Origin of the sequence: Pseudomonas sp. M1 (assembly GCF_022760135.1) — a bacterium.
Classification (GTDB): domain Bacteria; phylum Pseudomonadota; class Gammaproteobacteria; order Pseudomonadales; family Pseudomonadaceae; genus Pseudomonas; species Pseudomonas citronellolis.
Map to the genome: position 1 here is coordinate 689,481 of NZ_CP094343.1, position 13,624 is coordinate 703,104.

Here is a 13,624-nt window from a genome sequence, read left to right on the forward strand (position 1 = left end):
CGATGAACCTGAAACGACGCCTGCGCGCCACCTTCGCCGCGTTGCTGCTGGGCGCGCCCCTGGCCCAGGCCGCCGACCTGCCGACGCTGCGCGTGGGCGACCAGAACTACTACAACGTGCGCGCCTCCATGGAGGCCTCCGGGGTGCTCGAAGGCGCGCCCTACACGGTCGACTGGAAGCACTTCCAGTCCGCCGCGCCCGTGGCCGAAGGGCTGCAGGCCGGGGCGCTGGACCTGGGCTTCCTCGGCGACTCCGGGTTCATCTTCCTGGCCGCCAAGGGCGCGCCGGTGAAGCTCATCGGCGTGTCGCGGCAGAACCCCGACACCATCGCCCTGCTGGTGCCCAAGGACTCGCCGGTGCAGGGCATCGCCGACCTCAAGGGCAAGAAGGTCGCCTACTGGCCCGGCGCCTGGAGTCAGCAACTGACCCTGCGCGCGCTGGAGAAGGCCGGCCTGCCCAGCGACTACGTCGACTTCGTCAAGCTGATGCCCATCGACGCCGCCGCCGCCCTGCCGCGCGGCAGCATCGACGCCTTCCCGGTGTGGGAGCCGTACATCTCGCAGCAGATCCTGTTCTCCGGCGCGCGCCCGATCCTCACCGCCCGCGACCTGATGCCGGGGCTGTCGAGCATCGCCGCCAACGCCGCCTCCATCGAACCCAAGCGCGCGCAGATCGCCGACTTCCTCGGCCGCCTGCAGAAGGCCCGGGCCTGGGTCGAGGCGCACAAGGAGCAGTACGCCGACCTCTGGGCGAAGAAGGCCAACCTCGACCCGGCCGTGTCGCGCCACTGGATCGGCCAGGCCGGCATGAGCGTCGGCCCGGTGGACGCCCAGGCCGCCGCCGACTACCAGGGCACCGCCGACTTCCTGCTGCAGACCGGCGCGCTGCCCAAGGCCTTCGACACCGCCAGCGTGATCGACCCCTCCTTCGCCAACGCCTTCCATTGAGCACAGGACGCAACCCCATGAGCATCCAGTTCCTCGGCATGATCGGCCACCGCCTGGCCTCCGAGACCATCGCCCCGGCCGGCCCGATCCTCGACAAGCAGTACATCGCCGCCTTCGCCCGCGCCCACGAGGAGGCCGGCTTCGACCGCATCCTGGTCGGCTACTGGTCCGATCAGCCCGATGGCTTCCTGGTGGCCGCCACCGCCGGCCTGGCCACCTCCAGGATCAACTTCCTGCTGGCGCACCGCCCCGGCTTCGTCGCCCCGACCCTGGCCGCGCGCAAGCTGGCGACCCTCGAGCACCTGCTCGACGGGCGCCTGGCGGTGCATATCATCAGCGGCGGCAGCGACGCCGACCAGCGCAAGGACGGCGACTACCTCGACCACGACCAGCGCTACGCCCGCAGCGACGAGTTCATCGAAGTGCTCAAGCGCACCTGGACCAGCGCCGAGCCCTTCGACTTCTACGGCGAGCACTACCGCGTGGAGCAGGCCTTCTCGGCCATCCGCCCGCAGCAGAAGCCGCACATCCCGGTGTATTTCGGCGGCTCCTCGGAGGCGGCGCTGAAGGTCGCCGGCAGGCAGGCCGACGTGTTCATGCTCTGGGGCGAGCCCCTGGCCCAGGCCGCCGAGACCATCGCCGCGGTGCGCGAGCAGGCGCGGCAGAACGACCGCGAAGTGGAGTTCAGCCTGTCGTTCCGGCCCATTCTCGGGCGCACCGAGGAGGAGGCCTGGGCCAGGGCCGAGGCGATCCGCGCGACTGCCAGCCAGCGCCTGGGCGAGGCCGGCTTCCCCAAGGGCAAGCCGCAGAGCGTCGGCGCCCAGCGCCTGCTCAAGGCGGTGGAGCAGGGCGACCGCGTCGACGAACGCCTGTGGACCGGCATCGCCAAGCTGGTCGGCGGCGGGCACAACTCCACCGCGCTGGTCGGCACCCCGGAGCAGGTCGCCGATGCGCTGCTGGCCTACTACGACCTGGGCGTGCGCAGCATCCTCATCCGCGGTTTCGACCCGCTCAACGACGCCGTGGAATACGGCCGCGAGCTGATCCCGCTGACCCGCGCCAAGGTCGCCGAGCGTGAGCGCCGGCGTGCCACGGCCTGAGCCCATGAGCAACTTGCAGAGCCCACCGCTGGCGCTCAACGACCTGCTGCCGGCGCTCACCCGGCAACTGGCCGAGAGCGCCGAGGCCTACGACCGCAGCGGCGACTTTCCCCACGCCAACCTCGCCCTGTTGCAACACCACGGCCTGCTCGGCCTGGCCCTGCCACAGGCGCTCGGCGGCCCCGGCGCCGGCCTCGGCGAACTGCGCCGGGTGGTCGGCGCCGTGGCCCGTGGCGAACCCTCCACCGCGCTGGTGCTGTGCATGCAGTACCTGCACCTGCGGCGCCTGGCGGACAACCCCGGCTGGCCCGAAGCGCTCAAGCGCCGCGTGGCCCGCGAGGCGCTGGAGCAGGGCGCGCTGATCAACAGCCTGCGGGTGGAGCCGGAGCTGGGCTCGCCCTCGCGCGGCGGCCTGCCGCAAACCGTGGCGCGGCGTGACGGCGAGTGCTGGCGGCTGTCCGGGCACAAGCTCTACACCACCGGCATTCCCGGGCTGACCTGGCTGGCGGTGTGGGCGCGCAGCGACGAGCCGACGCCGCGGGTGGGCGCCTGGCTGGTGCGCCGCGACAGCCCCGGCATCCGCATCGTGGAAAGCTGGGACCACCTGGGTATGCGCGCCACCGGCAGCCACGAGGTGATCTTCGAAGACGTGCCGGTGCCGCTGGAACACGCCGTCGGCCTCTACCCCCACGACCAGCCGCCGGCGCCGGACGAAGCTGTGCTGCGCGACTTCACCCAGGCCAGCTCGGCGCTGCTCGGCGCGCTCTACGACGGCATCGCCGGGGCCGCCCGCGACTGGCTGCTGGGCTGGCTGCGCGAGCGCGTGCCGGCCAGCCTCGGCGCGCCCCTGGCCAGCCTGCCGCGGGTGCAGGAAGCGCTGGGCGCCATCGACGGCCTGCTGCTGCAGAACCGCCTGCTGCTCGACGCCGCCTGCCGCGAGCGGCTGAGCGCCAGCGAGGCGGGGCTGATCAAGGTCGCCGTCACCGACAACGCGGTGACGGTGGTCGAGAAGGCCCTGGAGCTGAGCGGCAACCACGGCCTGAGCCGGCACAACCCGCTGCAGCGCCACTACCGCGACGTGCTCTGCGGGCGCGTGCACACCCCGCAGAAGGACAGCGTCTGGATCGCGGCGGGGAGGGCGGCGCTGAGTCCCTGAGCCCGCGCGATCACCCGACAACAACGACGGCAATATCGGCGACCGCACCGGCGGAACGGATAGCCCCAAGACAACCCCTGGCTTCCGTGCGAAGCCGCCTGGAGATTGCCCCATGAAACGAACCCTGCGTGTTTTCGCCGGCCTGCTGGCCGCGACCTTGCTGGCCGGCGCCGCCAGCGCCGCCGAACCCGTCACCCTGCGCCTGGGCGACGTGAAGGGCGACCGCTACGCCTCGCTGCGCGCTTCCGGCGAGCTGGACAACCTGCCGTACAAGCTGGAGATGTCCGCCTTCCCCTCCGGCGCCCCGGTGCTCGAAGCGCTGAACGCCGGCGCCCTGGACATCGGCTTCACCGGCGACATCCCGTTCCTCTTCGTCTATGCCGCCGGCGCGCCGCTCAAGGCCGTGGGCGCCTGGCACTTCAACCCGGCGACCGTGGCGCTGGTGGTGGGCAAGGATTCGCCGATCCACTCGGTGGCCGAGCTCAAGGGCAAGCGCATCGCCGTCAACCGCGGCGGCTGGGGCCACTTCATGGCCCTGGGCGCGCTGCGCCGCGCCGGGCTCAAGCCCGAGGATGTGACCTTCTCCTTCCTCGGCCCGGTGGACGGCCGCGCCGCCCTGGTGCGCGGCTCGGTGGACGCCTGGGTGCCCTGGGAGCCCTACACCTCCAGCGCCGTGCTGCTCGACCAGGCGCGGGTGATCGACAACGGCGACGGCATCATGACCGGCTACTCCTACGCCCTGGCCAGCGACGCCGCCATCGCCGGCAAGAAGGCCGCCATCAGCGACCTGCTGACGCGCCTGGCGCGCGCCCAGGTCTGGGCCCTGCAGCATCCGGACGCCTTCGCCGCGGCGCTGGCCAAGGACCTGAACATGCCCCGGGAGGTGACGCGCCGCTGGGTGGGCGAGGCGCGCATCAGCCCCGTCGTGTTCGATGCGAACATCGCCGCCACGCTGCAGAAGGCCGCCGACTTCTTCCACGGCGAGGGCGTGCTGCCCAAGGCGCTGGACGTCGCCCCGGCGTTCGATTTCAGCCTGTCCGCCGGCGCCGCCGAAGTGGCCCGCCAGCTACCCGCCGACCTTACCGTCGGCCAGCGTTGAGGAGCCTCGCCATGCGCAAGATCCTCAGCCTGTTCCTGCTGCTGTGCCTGGCCGCCGGCCAGGCCCTCGCCGCCGAGCGCGTGACCCTGCGCCTGGCCGACCAGAAGGGCAACATGCGTGCCCAGCTGGACGCCGCCGGCGCGCTCAAGGGCCTGGCCTACGACATCCAGTGGTTCGAATTCCCCGCCGCCGCGCCCCTGGCCGAGGCGCTCAACGCCGGCGCGGTGGATGCCGGCATCATCGGCGATGCGCCCCTGCTCTTCGCCCTGGCCGCCGGCGCCCAGGTGAAGGCCATCGCGGTGGACAAGTCCGACCCCTATGGCACCGCCGTGATCGTCCGCGGCGACTCGCCGCTGCATTCGGCGGCCGACCTCAAGGGCAAGCGCATCGCCACCGGGCGCGGCTCCATCGGCCACTTCGTGGCGCTCAAGGCGTTGGCTTCGGCAGGCCTGAGCGAGAAGGACGTGGAACTGCGCTTCCTCGGCCCGGTGGACGCGAAGATGGCCCTGGCCAACGGCTCGGTGGACGCCTGGGCGACCTGGGAGCCCTACACCGCGCTCTCGGAGACCGCCGACAAGGCGCGGGTGCTGGTCAACGGCCGCGGCCTGTGGGCTGGCAACAGCTTCCTCGCCGCCACCGATTCCGCCCTGGCCGATCCGGCGAAACGCGCCGCCCTGCAGGACTACCTGCAACGCCTGGCCGGCGCCCAGCGCTGGGCCTACGCGCACCTGGACGAGTATTCGCGCAGCCTGGCGAAGATCATCGGTTTCCCCGAGGACGCCGCGCGCCTGCAGTTCGAGCGCCGGCAACTGCGCTGGCAGGCGCTGGACGCCCAGACCCTCGCCCAGCAGCAGGAGACCGCGGACTTCTACCAGGCCCATGGGCTGATCCCGCAGCGCCTGGACGTGCAGCCGACCTTCGCCGCGGGCTTCGCGGTGGAGCAGGGGCCGGCCGTTGGCCAACGGCAGCCCTGACGGTTCTCAGCTAAGGCAAAAAGGTTATTTAACCTTGCCGCACTGCTTGGATATGGTTCTAAGTGCCGCCCCGGCCGCGCCTCGTGCGCGGCGCAACGGGGCGCCGCCGAACCCCTTCGCTTCAGTCTTCCCGCGCGCCATTCGCCCAGGCACTGATCCCGTCGTCCCGAGGTGCCCATGAGCGTCGCCCCGCCCCGGCTGGCTCCCGCCGAGCCGTTCCCCCAGCCCGCCGTCGCCGGACCCGCCGCCTGGGCCCGCGCCCTGCGCGAATCCGGGTTGCTGCGGCTGTCGCTGCCGGCCCAGTTGGGCGGCGCCGGCAGCCCCTGGCGCGAGGTCCTGCAGGTTCTGCGCGACCTCTGCGAGCGCGACGGCGGCCTGGCCCGGCTGTTCGCCGTGCACCACCTGCAACTGACCCGCGTGCGCCTGCTCGGCAGCCGCGAACAGCTGCAGCGCCTGTTGCACCTGAGCCTGCTGCGCGAGCCGCTGTGGGGCGCCCTGGGCGAGGACGATGGCCAGCGGCTGCGGGCCGAGGAACACCTGCGCGGCGGCTTCCGCGTCAACGGCGCGCAATGGGATGCCTTCACCGCCGAGGCGGCCGACTGGCTGCTGCTGCGCGCCTGGCACGCGCCCAGCGGCGACTTCCTGCTGGCTGCGCTGCCCAGCGCGCGGGCCGGCCTTGCGCTGCGCGCCGGCGCCCACTGCCAGGGCCTGCGCCTGCACCCGGAGGACATCCTGCTGCCGCCGGGCCTGGCGGCCACGCCGCGGCGTGTGCTCGGCGACGGCCTGGCGCAACTGCTGCAGGCCAACGTCGCCCTGGGCCTGGCGTTGCAGGCCGCGGACAACCTGGACCTGCCCGAGGCCTCGGAGCTGTCGCGGCTGCTCGGCCTGGGCCTGGTGCTCAGCGAGCAGGCCGCCCGGCAGCTGGACGAGGACATCGAGTCGGGCGCGGCGCTGGCCTTCGGCCGCGCCAGCCACTTCGCCAACCTCGCCGCCCAGGCCCTGGCGGTGGCCCGCCAGGCGGCCCAGGCCAGCCTCCGCGCGGAGGGCGTAAGGGCCCGGCTGCTGGGGGCTGCGCACTGATGGCGGGATGAATCCGCGCGGTATTAGTTAAGAACTAAAAATTATTTATTTCTGATTTTTTATGCCTGTAATCTCTGCTTCACCGGACCACCGGACTCATCCAGAACACCTGACACCAGTCCCGTGGTCCGTCCTCGCTCTGCAGGCGGCCGCCCCGTACCCGAGGAGCCGTACCCATGTCCCGCAGCCCGTTCCTGCGCCGTTTCGCCGTCGGCCTCGCCGCCTCCGCCGCTCTGCTGGGCGCCCTGGGCGCACACGCCGAAGGCACCCTGCGCATCGGTTTCCAGAAGTCCTCCACCCTGCTGACCATAGTCAAAGCCCAGGGCACCCTGGAGCGCGAGCTGGGCAAGCAGGGCATCAAGGTGTCCTGGCATGAGTTCCCCAGCGGCCTGCCGCTGCTCGAATCGCTCAACGTCGGCAACGTCGACCTGTCCGCCGACGTCGCCGACACCGTGCCGGTGTTCGCCCAGGCCGCCGGTGCGCAGCTGACCTACTTCGCCCGTGAAACCCCGTCGCCCACCGCGCAGTCGATCCTGGTGCCGGAGGATTCGCCGCTGAAATCCCTGGCCGATCTGAAAGGCAAGCGCGTGGCCGTGACCAAGGCCGCCGGCAGCCACTACCTGCTGATCGCAGCATTGGCCAAGGCCGGCCTGAAGTTCTCCGACATCCAGCCGGCCTACCTGACTCCCGCCGACGGCCGCGCCGCCTTCGAGAACCACAAGGTGGACGCCTGGGTGACCTGGGACCCCTACGTCGCCAGCGCCCAGCGCCAGCAGCACGCCCGCGTGCTCGCCGACGGCCAGGGCCTGGCCAGCTACCAGCGCTACTACCTCGCCTCCAGCGACTACGCCAAGGCCCACCCGCAAGTGCTCGGGCAGGTCTTCGCCGAACTGCAGAAGACCGGGCGCTGGGTGAAGCAACACCCGGCCGACGCGGCCAGGCTGCTCGGCCCGCTGTGGGGCAACCTCGACGCCGCCACCGTGGAGCAGGCCAACGCCCGCCGCAGCTACGACGTGCAGCCGGTGCGCGCCGACGGCCTCGACGAGCAGCAGCGCATCGCCGACGCCTTCTACGCCGAGGGCCTGCTGCCCAAGCCGGTGGATGCCCGCGCCGTGCAGGTCTGGCAGCCGGACCTGGCGCGCAACTGAAGCGAATTTTCCGCCGCTCCGCGAGGGGCGGCCCGTCACGGCCCGGCCGGCCGCCCCGAATGCATTTCCAGGAGCACCCCATGAAACGCACCTTCGCCCCGCGCCGCCTGCTGGCCGCGCTCGCCCTGGCCGGCCTCGCCGGCATCGCCCAGGCCGACATCACCCTCGGCTACCAGACCGGCGTGGACCCGACCAAGGTCCCGCAGGCCGACGGCACCTACGAGAAAGCCATCGGCGAGAAGCTCGACTGGCGCCGCTTCAACAGCGGCCCGGAAGTGGTCGCCGCCATCGCCTCGGGCGATGTGCAACTGGGCAATCTGGGTTCCAGCCCGCTGGCCGCCGCCACCTCGCGCGGCCTGCCGATCGTGGCCTTCATCGTCACCGCGCAGATCAACGCGGCCGAGGCCCTGGTGGTGCGCAACGGCAGCAGGATCGAGAAGCCCGAGGACCTGGTCGGCAAGACCATCGCCACGCCCTTCGTCTCCACCTCGCACTACAGCCTGCTGGGCGCGCTCAAGCACTGGAAGATCGACCCGACCAAAGTGAAGATCGTCAACCTCAACCCCACCGAGATCGCCGCCGCCTGGCGCCGTGGCGACATCGACGGCGCCTTCGTCTGGTCGCCGGCCCTGGGCGAGATCAAGAAGAGCGGCAAGGTGCTGACCGACGCCGCGGAAGTGGGCAAATGGGGCGCGCCGACCTTCGAGGTCTGGGTGGCGCGCAAGGACTTCGCCGAGAAGCACCCGGAGGTGCTGGCCAAGTTCGCCCGCGTGACCCTCGATTCCTTCGCCGACTACAACGCCCACAAGGCCCAGTGGACCGCCGATTCCGAGCAGGCGAAGAAGATCGCCCGGCTGACCGGCGCGGCGCCTGAGGACGTGCCCGAGCTGCTGGCCGGCAGCGCCTTCCCCGAGACCAAGGAACAACTGTCCAGCGCGCTGCTGGGCGGCGGCACCGCCAAGGATATCGCCGGGACCGCGGCCTTCCTGAAAGAGCAGAAGCGCGTGCCGTCGGTGCTCAAGGATTACTCGCCCTACGTCAGCGCGGAGTACGTGCGCCAGGCGGAGAGCGTGCAGGTGGGGCAGCGCTGAGAGTACTGGGAAGCCCGCTGAAGAGCCCCTCTCCCCAGCCCTCGCCCTGTGAAGGGAGAGGGAGCCGTCCGTCGCCAGGCCTGGGCACCGATTCCCGGGGATGGCACGGGTAGCCCCCTCTCCCGCTTGCGGGAGAGGGCGGGGGGAGAGGGTGCTCCAGCGAGCCACTTCTTACCCTGCGGAGGGCAGAAACATGAGCCGTCTGACGGCCGAGGCCGTGAGCCTTTCTTTCCAGCAGCATGGCCAGACCCGGCGCGTGCTGCATGAGCTGACCCTGGACGTGGCCAAGGGCGAGTCCCTGGTGGTGCTGGGCCCTTCGGGCTGCGGCAAGTCCACGCTGCTCAACGTCCTGGCCGGGTTCCAGAAGCCCGACCGCGGCCGCGTGCAGATCGACGGCCGGACTCTCGAAGGCCCCGGCGGCGAGCGTGGCGTGGTGTTCCAGGACGACGCCCTGATGCCCTGGCTGGACGCCCTCGACAACGTCGCCCTGGGGCTGCGCATCCGTGGCCTGGGCCGCGCCGAGCGCGAGGCCCGCGCCCGCGCGGTGCTGGCCCTGGTGGGCCTGCAGGAGCACGCGCATTACCGCGTCTCGCAGCTTTCCGGCGGCCAGCGCCAGCGCCTGGGCCTGGCCCGCGCGCTGGCGGTGGAGCCGGACTTCCTGCTGCTGGACGAGCCCTTCGGCGCCCTCGACGCGCTGACCCGCGAGCGCATGCAGGTGCTCACCCTGGACCTGTGGCGCAAGACCGGCAAGGGCCTGTTCCTGATCACCCACAGCGTCGACGAGGCGCTGTTCCTGGCCACCGACCTGGTGGTCATGGACGGCCCGCCGGCGCGCATCGTCAAGCGCCTGCGCCCGGACTTCGCGCGGCGTTATGCGGCCGGCGAGCCGGTGCGCTCGATCAAGGCCGACCCGGAGTTCGGCCGCCTGCGCCAGGCGTTGCTGGATGAATTCCTTGAAGACGAAAGCTTCGAAGAACCGGAGGCCGAACATGCCCACTGACACCCTCAGCGCCAAGCTGCCTGCCCGCCGTCGCGCCAAGCCTGCCCGCCCACGCGACGCGCGGCGCTGGGCCGCCGCCGGGAGCATCGCCGCACTCGCCGCGCTCTGGTGGTTCGCCACCCATTTCGGCTGGGTCGACACGCTGTTCCTGCCGGCCCCCGAACAACTCTACGAAGCCCTGCAGCGGGTGCTCGCCGAAGGCTACGTCGACGCCACGCTGTGGCAGCACATCGGCACCAGCCTGCTGCGCGTGCTGCTGGCCCTGGGCGCGGCGGTGCTCACGGCGATTCCGCTGGGCATCCTCATGGGCCTCAACCCGCTGGTGGGCGCCGCGCTCGACCCGCTGGTGGAGTTCTACCGGCCGATCCCGCCGCTGGCCTACCTGCCGCTGATCGTCATCTGGTTCGGCATCGGCGAGCTGTCCAAGGTGCTGCTGATCTACCTGGCGCTGTTCGCCCCGCTGCTGATCGCCACTGCTGCCGGCGTGCGCCGCGTGGACAGGTCGCGCATCCAGGCGGTGCGCTGCCTGGGGGCCAACCGCTGGCAGGTGGTGCGCCACGTGGTGCTGCCCAGCGCCCTGCCGGAAGTCCTCACCGGCCTGCGCATCGCCCTGGGCGTGGGCTGGTCGACCCTGGTCGCCGCCGAGCTGATCGCCGCCAACCGCGGGCTGGGCTTCATGGTGCAGTCGGCGGCACAGTTCCTGGCGACCGATGTGGTGGTGCTGGGGATTCTGCTGATCGCCGGGATCGCGTTGAGCTTCGAGGTGGGCTTGCGCTGGTTGCAGGGGCGGTTTGCTTCCTGGGAGTAGGGCCTGGAGCTGGGGTAAGAGCAAGAGCCCCTCTCCCTAACCCTCTCCCTGAAGGGAGAGGGGACTGATCGGAGCTGCCGGCTAGCTCGGCGCTCGACGAATACACCGAACGGCTCCCTCTCCCGCTTGCGGGAGAGGGCTGGGGAGAGGGTGCTCTTCCCTGCACAGAACACGAGAGAGAAAAGAAATGACCACCCTGACCCTGGCCCCCCTCAGCCCCGCCCTGGGCGCCGTAGTCTCCGGCATCGACCTGCGCCAGCCGCTGGACGACGCCCAGCAGCAGGCCATCGAGCAGGCCCTGCTCGCCCACCAGGTGCTGTTCTTCCGCGACCAGCCGCTGACGCCGCAGCAGCAGGCCGCTTTCGCCGCGCGCTTCGGCGACCTGCACATCCACCCGATCTACCCCAGCGTGCCCGAGCAGCGCGAGGTGATCGTGCTCGACACCGCCGTCACCGACGTGCGCGACAATGCCATCTGGCACACCGACGTGACCTTCCTGGAAACCCCGGCCCTGGGCGCGGTGCTGGCCGCCAAGCAGTTGCCGCCCTACGGTGGCGACACCCTCTGGGCCAGTGGCATCGCCGCTTTCGAGGCGCTGTCCAAACCCTTGCAGCGCCTGCTCGACGGCCTGACCGCCACCCACGACATCAGCAAGTCCTTCCCCCAGGAGCGCTTCGGCGCCACCGACGCCGACCTGGCGCGGCTGGAGGAGGCGCGCAAGAAGAACCCGCCGCGCTCGCACCCGGTGATCCGCACCCACCCGGTCACCGGGCGCAAGGCGCTGTTCGTCAGCGACGGCTTCACCACCCGCATCAACGAGCTGTCGGCGGCCGAGAGCCGGGCCATCCTCGACCTGCTGTTCGCCCACGTCGCCCGCCCGGAGTTCACCGTGCGCTGGCGCTGGCGCGAGAACGACGTGGCCTTCTGGGACAACCGCGTGACCCAGCACTACGCGGTGGACGACTACCGCCCGCAGCGCCGGGTGATGCACCGCGCGACCATCCTCGGCGACAAGCCGTTCTGATCCCCGCACGCCAACCCTCGCTCCTACGAAAAGCGGGGGGCGTCGCCTGGGCGACATTCGGTGACGTGGGCGCGCGCGCCGCTCTGGCCTAAGCTTGGCAGGTTGCCTTTCAGAGACTTCCTTCCATGCTCGAACGGATTCCGGACGAATCGAACCTGGCCGAACTGACCCTGCGCGGGCTCATCCTCGGCGCCCTCATCACCGTCGTCTTCACCGCCTCCAACGTCTACCTGGGCCTGAAGGTCGGGCTGACGTTCGCCTCCTCGATCCCCGCCGCGGTGATCTCCATGGCGGTGCTGCGCTACTTCTCCGGCTCGAACATCCTGGAGAACAACATGGTGCAGACCCAGGCCTCGGCCGCCGGCACCCTGTCGTCGATCATCTTCATCCTCCCGGGGCTGCTGATGATCGGCTACTGGGCCGGCTTCCCGTTCTGGCAGACCGCGGCCATCTGTTCCATCGGCGGCATCCTCGGGGTGCTCTACACCATCCCGCTGCGCCGGGTGATGGTGGTGCAGAGCAGCCTGCCGTACCCCGAGGGCGTGGCGGCGGCGGAAATCCTCCGTGTCGGCAGCCATGACGAGGAGCACCCGCAGGCCGGCGACGGCAACAAGCCGGGCCTGCGCGACATCCTCGCCGGCGGCCTGGTGGCGGCGCTGTTCAGCCTGTTCAGCAGCGGCTTCAAGCTGCTGGCCGAGGGCTTCAGCTTCTGGATCAGCGCCGGCCAGGCGGCCTTCCGCCTGTCCACCGGCTTCTCCCTGGCGCTGGTGGGCGCCGGCTACCTGATGGGCATCACCGCCGGCATCGCCATCCTCATCGGCGTGGTGATCGCCTGGGGCGTGGCGGTGCCGCTGCTCACCGTGAACAGCACCCTGGCCGCCGGGCAGAGCCTGCCGGAACTGGCCAGCAAGCTGTGGAGCAGCCAGGTGCGCTTCCTCGGCGCCGGCACCATAGGCGTGGCCGCGCTCTGGACCCTGGCCACCCTGTTCAAGCCCATGGTGCAGGGCGTCTGGGCCTCGCTCGGCGCCATCAGCGGACGCGTCGAGGCCAGCGACCTGCGCACCGAGCGCGACATGCCGGCGGCCTGGATCCTGGCCATCGCCGCCTTTCTGCTGGTGGCGCTGTTCGTGGTCTTCGCCTACTTCCTCGGCCAGGCCGCGCCGGACCTCGCCGGCTTCGCCTTCTGGGGCCTGGTGGCCACCTGCGTGGTGTTCGCCTTCTTCTTCGGCTTCCTGATCGCCGCCGCCTGCGGCTACATGGCCGGCCTGGTGGGTTCCTCCAGCAGCCCGATCTCCGGCATCGGCATCATCGCGGTGATCCTGGTGTCGCTGCTGATCCTCGGCGTCGGTTCGCTGGAGACCGGCTTCCTCGACCGCGAGGGCGGCAAGCTGGCGATCGCCCTGGCGCTGTTCACCACCTCGGTGGTGCTGGCCATCGCCGCCATTTCCAACGACAACCTGCAGGACCTCAAGACCGGCTACCTGGTCGGCGCCACGCCCTGGCGCCAGCAGGTGGCGCTGATCGTCGGCTGCCTGGTGGGCGCGCTGGTGATCCCGCCGGTGCTGGAGCTGCTGTACAACGCCTATGGCTTCACCGGTGCCCTGCCGCGCGAGGGCATGGACCCCGGCGCGGCCCTGGCCGCGCCCCAGGCGACGTTGATGACCGCCATCGCCAGCGGGATTTTCCATAACGCGCTGAACTGGAACATGATCCTCATCGGCGTGGCCCTGGGCATCGCCCTGATCCTCGTCGACGTGCTCCTGCGCCGCACCGGCAAGGCCAGCCTGCCGGTGCTGGCCGTGGGCCTGGGCATCTACCTGCCGCCGACCATCGGCATGACCCTGGTGGTGGGCGCGGTGCTCGCCTGGCTGCTGGAAAGCGCGCTGAAGAAGCGCGCCCAGGCCGCCGGGGTGAACGAGGACAAGTACGCCGACCTGCCGCGCCGCCGCGGCGTGCTGCTGGCTTCGGGGCTGATCGTCGGCGAGAGCCTGATGGGCATCCTGCTCGCCGCGCTGATCGGCACCAGCGGCAAGGACGCGCCCCTGGCGCTGGTCGGCGCCGGCTTCGAGGACACCGCGCAGTGGCTGGGGCTGCTGGTGTTCGTGGTGGTCTGCGTGCTGTTCCACCGCCAGGTGCTGGGCAAACGCTGATACAAACGCAGGCTTGGTCGATCGGGGATGTGTGATATATGTTATCG

Annotated in this window: 12 protein-coding genes; all 12 read left to right on the forward strand. The window is 71.0% G+C overall.

Annotated elements, in window-relative coordinates; translation table 11 throughout:
• Positions 1-2: 2 nt before the first annotated feature.
• The 12 genes from PM1_RS02980 to PM1_RS03035 all read left to right on the forward strand — a co-directional run bounded on the left by PM1_RS02980 (position 3) and on the right by PM1_RS03035 (position 13,577).
• Entirely contained in the window at positions 3-947 is a 945-nt protein-coding gene (locus PM1_RS02980) for an ABC transporter substrate-binding protein (protein ID WP_009613204.1), read from the forward strand.
• A 17-nt stretch (positions 948-964) separates the two neighbouring features.
• Positions 965-2,047, forward strand: a complete 1,083-nt coding sequence (locus PM1_RS02985) for an LLM class flavin-dependent oxidoreductase (RefSeq protein WP_009613202.1) — start codon at positions 965-967, stop codon at positions 2,045-2,047.
• A 4-nt stretch (positions 2,048-2,051) separates the two neighbouring features.
• On the forward strand, positions 2,052-3,203 hold the full coding sequence (locus PM1_RS02990) for an acyl-CoA dehydrogenase (RefSeq protein WP_009613200.1): 1,152 nt from the start codon (positions 2,052-2,054) through the stop codon (positions 3,201-3,203).
• 112 nt (positions 3,204-3,315) lie between these two features.
• Positions 3,316-4,302, forward strand: coding sequence for an aliphatic sulfonate ABC transporter substrate-binding protein (locus PM1_RS02995; protein ID WP_009613198.1), 987 nt, complete (start codon positions 3,316-3,318; stop codon positions 4,300-4,302).
• An 11-nt stretch (positions 4,303-4,313) separates the two neighbouring features.
• The gene (locus tag PM1_RS03000) at positions 4,314-5,276 is read left to right on the forward strand and encodes an ABC transporter substrate-binding protein (RefSeq protein ID WP_009613196.1); all 963 of its coding nucleotides are present in this window, start codon (positions 4,314-4,316) and stop codon (positions 5,274-5,276) included.
• Between the two features lie 177 nt (positions 5,277-5,453).
• The gene (locus PM1_RS03005) at positions 5,454-6,356 is read left to right on the forward strand and encodes an acyl-CoA dehydrogenase family protein (protein ID WP_009613195.1); all 903 of its coding nucleotides are present in this window, start codon (positions 5,454-5,456) and stop codon (positions 6,354-6,356) included.
• 176 nt (positions 6,357-6,532) lie between these two features.
• Positions 6,533-7,504, forward strand: coding sequence for an aliphatic sulfonate ABC transporter substrate-binding protein (locus tag PM1_RS03010; protein WP_009613194.1), 972 nt, complete (start codon positions 6,533-6,535; stop codon positions 7,502-7,504).
• 80 nt (positions 7,505-7,584) lie between these two features.
• Positions 7,585-8,595, forward strand: coding sequence for a taurine ABC transporter substrate-binding protein (gene tauA, locus PM1_RS03015; protein ID WP_009613193.1), 1,011 nt, complete (start codon positions 7,585-7,587; stop codon positions 8,593-8,595).
• 193 nt (positions 8,596-8,788) lie between these two features.
• Positions 8,789-9,595 (forward strand): taurine ABC transporter ATP-binding protein, encoded by an 807-nt coding sequence (locus PM1_RS03020; protein WP_009613192.1) that lies wholly within the window; start codon positions 8,789-8,791, stop codon positions 9,593-9,595.
• Positions 9,585-10,403 carry an ABC transporter permease subunit gene (locus PM1_RS03025; RefSeq protein ID WP_009613191.1) on the forward strand — a complete coding sequence of 273 codons (819 nt, stop codon included), beginning with the start codon at positions 9,585-9,587 and terminating at the stop codon, positions 10,401-10,403. Before PM1_RS03020 ends, PM1_RS03025 begins: the two co-directional genes overlap by 11 nt.
• A 187-nt stretch (positions 10,404-10,590) precedes the next feature.
• Positions 10,591-11,427 carry a taurine dioxygenase gene (gene tauD / locus PM1_RS03030; RefSeq protein WP_009613190.1) on the forward strand — a complete coding sequence of 279 codons (837 nt, stop codon included), beginning with the start codon at positions 10,591-10,593 and terminating at the stop codon, positions 11,425-11,427.
• 125 nt (positions 11,428-11,552) lie between these two features.
• A complete protein-coding gene (locus tag PM1_RS03035) occupies positions 11,553-13,577 on the forward strand; it encodes an OPT family oligopeptide transporter (protein ID WP_009613189.1) in 2,025 nt (674 codons plus the stop codon).
• Positions 13,578-13,624 lie beyond the last annotated feature (47 nt).